The organism is Novosphingobium sp. (assembly GCF_019748365.1).
Classification (GTDB): domain Bacteria; phylum Pseudomonadota; class Alphaproteobacteria; order Sphingomonadales; family Sphingomonadaceae; genus Novosphingobium.
Genome location: NZ_JAIEPN010000181.1, coordinates 1 through 4,058 on the forward strand (window position 1 = coordinate 1; position 4,058 = coordinate 4,058).

Annotated in this window: 3 protein-coding genes and 1 pseudogene; all 4 read right to left on the reverse strand. The window is 66.2% G+C overall.

Going from position 1 to position 4,058, the window contains the following annotated elements; translation table 11 throughout:
- Nucleotides 1–812, reverse strand: a pseudogene (locus tag K5Q19_RS19685) (pilus assembly protein CpaE); the annotation flags it as partial.
- 3 nt (nt 813–815) lie between these two features.
- Nucleotides 816–1,499, reverse strand: a complete 684-nt coding sequence (locus K5Q19_RS19690; RefSeq protein ID WP_292948666.1) for a CpaD family pilus assembly protein — start codon at nt 1,497–1,499, stop codon at nt 816–818.
- Nucleotides 1,500–1,513: 14 nt separating this feature from the next.
- A complete protein-coding gene (locus K5Q19_RS19695) occupies nt 1,514–3,145 on the reverse strand; it encodes a type II and III secretion system protein family protein (RefSeq protein ID WP_292948667.1) in 1,632 nt (543 codons plus the stop codon).
- A gap of 55 nt (nt 3,146–3,200) precedes the next feature.
- On the reverse strand, nt 3,201–4,058 hold an 858-nt coding region (gene cpaB, locus K5Q19_RS19700), incomplete at its 5' end, for a Flp pilus assembly protein CpaB (protein ID WP_292948668.1).

Sequence of the window (4,058 nt, forward strand, 5' to 3'; positions counted from 1 at the left end):
ATGTTGCGCGGCAGATCGATCATCGTCATTTCGAACGCGTGGCGGAATTCCTCCTCCAGCTGAACGAAGGCGCTGCCATCGGTCATCAGCGGCGAGCTGATCGGCGCTTCGGCAGAAAGGATCGCCAGATTGTCGTTGGCGCGGATCATCGCGCGTTCGATGAACAGGCCGTCGATGCGGCTCGGGTTGTCGATGGCATCAGTCAGGCCGCGGCCCGGCTCGAGATCGAGCGTGAGCGCGCCGGTGCCGAAATGCACGTCGAGGTCGAGCAGCGCGGTCGGCAAGCGGTGGTCGCTGCTGAACAGCCATGCGAGCGAGGTTGCGACCGTCGAGGCGCCGACACCGCCGCGCGTGCCGACCACTGCGGTCGAGACGTGGCTCTTGGCCGTGCTGCCATCAGCCGACTTGGGCGCGGCGAAGATCGCCTGCGCCTGCACCAGCGCATCGCGCACCTGGCCCGGCGTCAGCGGCTTCAGGAGATAGTCCTGAATGCCCGAGGCGAGGAGGTCGCGGTAAAGGCGCACGTCGTTGACCTGACCGACCGCGATCACCACGGTGCCGGGCTCGCAGACTTCAGCCAGCGCGTTGATGTCGCTCAGCGGGTCCCCGCTTTCCGACAGGTCGACCATCAGGATGGCCGGCGAGGCGGCAATCGAGAGGGACTGGATTGCGTTGCGCAGGCCGCCCTTGTTGCACTTTTCCGGCAGCCAGCCCATGTCGACCGTGACCGGACGCAGCACATCGAGCGCCGCGTCGTCGCACATGAAGGCCGCGAACATGTCGCGGTTGGTGTTTTTCCAGGTCGCGCTCATGGATCAGTTACCCCCGGACTTGCTGGAAACAGCCCTCAGACCCTGCGCACCCGTTGGCGGTTGCTCGCGATAGGACTGAATGGCCTTGGTGTTGCTCTGCACCAGCGTGGTGCTCTGGCCCTTGGCGCCGCGCACAAGGTCATCCTTGTTGGCGACCATCGCTGCCATGTTGCTGTTCACCGCGCAGCCGTAGTTGGACGATGTCGCGTTGTTGGTGCGGTTGTCGATCTTGCTGGCCCAGTCCGGGCAGCCGGGCACGCTCGCCTCGGAGCGCGATACGACAATGCGGGCGGTACCGGGCGCGATCGTGCCTTCGGTGACCGGGGCTACATCGGCGAGAAGAATGCCAAAGCGGCCGGCCACCTGCTCTACCGAGTTGCGCGTCTGGTCGGAATCGACCGGATCATCGAGCGAAACGCGGTCGCCGTAGCCGAGGCCCAGGGCATCGAGCCAGCCGGCAAGGCGGCGCTGCTCGGAAACGGGCAAGCCGCCACCCGGCAATGTCGAGACGTCGAACACATAGCTGGTGCGCTGAACGACCGGCTGGTGCACGCTTTCAAGGCTGCGGTTCATGTCAGCCGAGGGCGCGTTGCACGCGGCCAGCGGCAGGCTCAGCACACCGGCGAGGAGAACAACGCGGAAGGCCCCCTTGGTGGGCCGAGCGATACGGGGCAGATGAATGGACATGGGGTAGCCCTTTCTCACTGGATGCTGAAGCCGGGCGCGGCATCGGCGCTGGCCTGACGATTGCGGGCGGGACGCGGCGTCTTCTTCGGCGCAGCAGCGGGCGCGGTATCGGTGCCGGGCAGCGGCGCATCGAGCGCACCGACCTTCGGGCCGCTCGACTGGACCGTCCCCGGCGCTTCGGTCGGCTTGGGCCGATCGCCGCCGGTCACGCCATCGGACTCGATATGTCCAAGAACCTGCTGGAGCGCAGTGGCCGAACGGAAGCCGTCTGTCGGCAGCTTGATCTCGCTCGCATCGACCGGGTTCACGAGATAGGGCGTCACGATGATGACCAGTTCGGTCTCGCCCTTGCGGTAGGAAGTGGAGCGGAACAGCGAACCGAGGATCGGGATGTCGCCGGCACCGGGCATCTTGGTGATCGTGTCCTGAGAACCGTTGCGCAGCAGGCCGGCGATCATGAAGCTCTGGCCCGAGCCGAGTTCGATGGTCGTTTCGGCGCTGCGCACCGTGAGCGCGGAGACGCTGAAGCTGTTGCTGATGATTGCGCCGTCGGACGAGAGTTCCGACACTTCTGGCCGCACCCGCAGCGAAATGCGCCCGTTTGCGAGAACGGTGGGGGTGTAGGCGAGGCTGATGCCGTACCGCTTGAATTCGATCGCGGTGTTGCCGAGGCCGGTGGAGACCGGGATCGGGTATTCACCGCCCGCGAGGAAGTTGGCCGTCTCACCCGAAAGTGCGGTCAGGTTCGGTTCGGCGAGACTGGTGACAAGGCCGATGGTCTCGCCAAGATCGAGCGCGGTCAGCACGTTGAGGCCGAACATCTTGCCCATCAGCGCCAGCGTGGACTGGCCCTGCAGCGGCGTGACGTTGGTGCCGGGCCGTGTCACGACACCCAGCGGGTTCGTCGCCGAGACCGCAGTCTGGTCGAATGTCTGACCGGACACGCTCGAGCCGATGCCGAGCGGCAAATTGGGATCGGTGGTGAACGTCGAAGCAGGCGAGCGGCCGGTGTTGACGCCCCACTTGGTGACCTTGCCGCTGCCGTCGATGGTGGTGATGTTCGAGCCGATCTGGCGCACCAGCGAGCGGTTCACCTCGGCGAACTTCACGTGCAGGTTGACCTGCAGCGGCGTCGCCATCTTCAGGCGGCTGATCACGTTGATCTTGGGATCGACGAAAGCCTTGACCAGGCGCTCGGCCTCGGCGGCGTCCTCGGGCGCGGCGATCGTGCCGGTCAGCAGCACGGTGTTGTTCATCGTCGAGGTGACGATGTGCGCCTCGGGCATCGCGAGCTTGAGCATCTGGTCGACGCTGTCGATGTTGGTGCCGACGCGGACATTGGCCGACCATACCACATCGCCGTTCGCGTTGCTGGCGTAGACGGTGGTTTCGCCACCAGCCTTGCCGAACACATAGAGCTGGTTGGCGGACTTCACCTGGACATCCGCAACGGTGTCATTGGCGACGAACACGTCGGTCATCTTGCCGGGCAGCGTGACCAGCTGGCCGCGACCGATCGAGATCGCGATGCTGCGGGCCGGGCTGGTCACCGTCTGGGCTGCAGCCGGCGCGGGGGCCGCGGCGAATGCCAGCGGAACCGCGAGAGCAGCGAGCGGGAGCAGCGTGGATGCGATACGGGCCTTCATGGTCTTGCCTTTCGCGGGCGCAGTTTGGGCCTTGATGGGAGCTCTGATGATCATCTCACTTGGCTCCCACTTTGACTTCGGTGGTGTCGCGGCCGCGGGTCACGCGGACCACCGGACCGGGGTAGAACATGGCGCGGGCCGCATCGGTCATCGAACCGCCTGCCGCCGGCATCGACCGGGGCATCATGGTGGCCGCGCGGGCCATCGCCTGGACGGCGGCGAGCGGATCGGTCACCTTCTTCGGCTGGAAGCGCGAGACATCACCACCGGAGACGTAGCTGTTGCCGTCCGCCTCGATGGGCTTGGTCATGGCCTGCTTGAGGATGCGCTCCTCGTCGGCCTTGCTGGCGCCGGCGGGGATCTTGATCTGGCCGCTGGCGAGCGCCTGTTCGAGTTCGCTCGTGTTGTCGGCCAGCGAGCGCAGCGAGAGCGAGATCGTGCCGATGGTCTGGGCCACCGCGATCTTCTCGGCGATCTTGGGTGTGGCTTCCACGGTCACGGTGCTGAACGTGCGCACGCGGGTCTTGCCCTCGATCTGCTCCTGCTCGGTCGACTGGTCGGTCGCGAGCACGCGCAGGTTCTTGAGGATCGTCTCGGCGGTCTTGAGCGGCTGGCCGACGCTCTTCACCGACTGGGTGAGAACGAGGTCGATGTGGTCACCGGGGAAGACAAAGCCCGCAACGGCGGTGCGCGCGCTCACCGGAATGGTGACTGCGCGCATGCCGGGCCCGAGCGCGGCGGCAAGGAAGCCGCGGTCGCCGGGGGAGACGAGGCTGCCCTGCGTCACCGGTTCGCCCGCCGTGATCGGATGGCGCACGACGGTGCCGAGGAGCTTCGACATGTCGGTCTTGTCTTCGGTGAAGTAGACGTCCTGGACAAGGTCCTTCGGCCAGGGCTGATAGCCCATGGCGTC